The organism is Winogradskyella litoriviva, assembly GCF_013249065.1.
GTDB classification, from domain to species: Bacteria; Bacteroidota; Bacteroidia; order Flavobacteriales; family Flavobacteriaceae; genus Winogradskyella; species Winogradskyella litoriviva.
The window spans coordinates 1-947 of record NZ_JABRWQ010000028.1 but is presented as its reverse complement, the minus strand read 5'-3'; the positions used below and the strand labels follow the sequence as shown (position 1 = coordinate 947).

The 947-nt window shown below is 32.7% G+C and carries 1 protein-coding gene; it reads right to left on the bottom strand.

Annotated elements, in window-relative coordinates:
• Window positions 1-231: 231 nt before the first annotated feature.
• Window positions 232-777: a hypothetical protein gene (locus tag HNV10_RS17080; RefSeq protein WP_173302677.1), complete on the bottom strand. Its 546-nt coding sequence runs from the start codon at window positions 775-777 to the stop codon at window positions 232-234.
• Window positions 778-947 lie beyond the last annotated feature (170 nt).

Below are 947 nucleotides of genomic sequence, written 5' to 3'. Positions count from 1 at the left end.
GTTTGTCAGTCCAGGGTTTTAAAATTCAGATTTCGAGTGAGAGATTAAGAGAATATTCCACTTAAAATTTTGGGTTTTGATTGCGAAATATTCGTGCTTTTGTTGCGCTGCGTTATTACAGCCAACGTGTTTGTGTATGGTTAGTTGCGTGGTTAAGCACTAAAGTTAGCAAACTTTAACGAACCCGTGAAAATTCCGCAGGAATTTTCGCAAGTAGGCTCAATACAGCAATTAATTATACACGGTGTTATCTGCTGGCTTTTTTCGGAATCCAAAATATCCTGTAATCAGCGCAATAAAAATTAAAATTCCGTCAATTGTCCAAAACAACCATTTATATTCTCTTTCAAAATATAATTCATAGGTTGGTCCAGGAAGTCCGTCTTCGTTGATTTTAATATTTATTTTATTCAGATTTGAATTGCCTTCGGCATTTTCTAATTTTATATTCAGTTCATATGTAGCTCCTGATTTACTTACAAAACAATTATTTTTATCTCCGTATAGTTCTACAGGTTTTCCATTCCGTAATACTTTGAGATTTTTTTTAATTGGAAGCAAAGAGTCAGAACTATTCTCAAAACTAAACCAAATTCTGTAAGCCGAATCAAAGTCAGTTTTGAATTTTTCGGAAATAGTAATTTCTTCTGTAAAAGAATATTGTTTGTCTAAAGCGGTAAATTCCTTTTTGGTTTTGTCGGGAATTAAATTAAGGGTAAAGTAAATGGCAATTACTCCAAATATTATGCTTATTATTTTCGATGAAGTTTTTGTCATACGTGATGCTTTTCAGCTTGCAGGTAACGTGTGCGTGTATTACTTAGTTGCGTGGTTTAAGCAACTAAGTTAGCAATAATTTACGACATAGAAAATCCGAGAGGATTTTCGTACGTAAGCTCAATAAAGCAATTAGTTATACACATTGTTAACTCTAGTAATTGTTTTGT

What these genes read in the sequence shown, in the direction of transcription:
- HNV10_RS17080 (WP_173302677.1), bottom strand. Translation starts at nt 777, where the DNA reads ATGACAAAAACTTCATCGAAAATAATAAGCATAATATTTGGAGTAATT.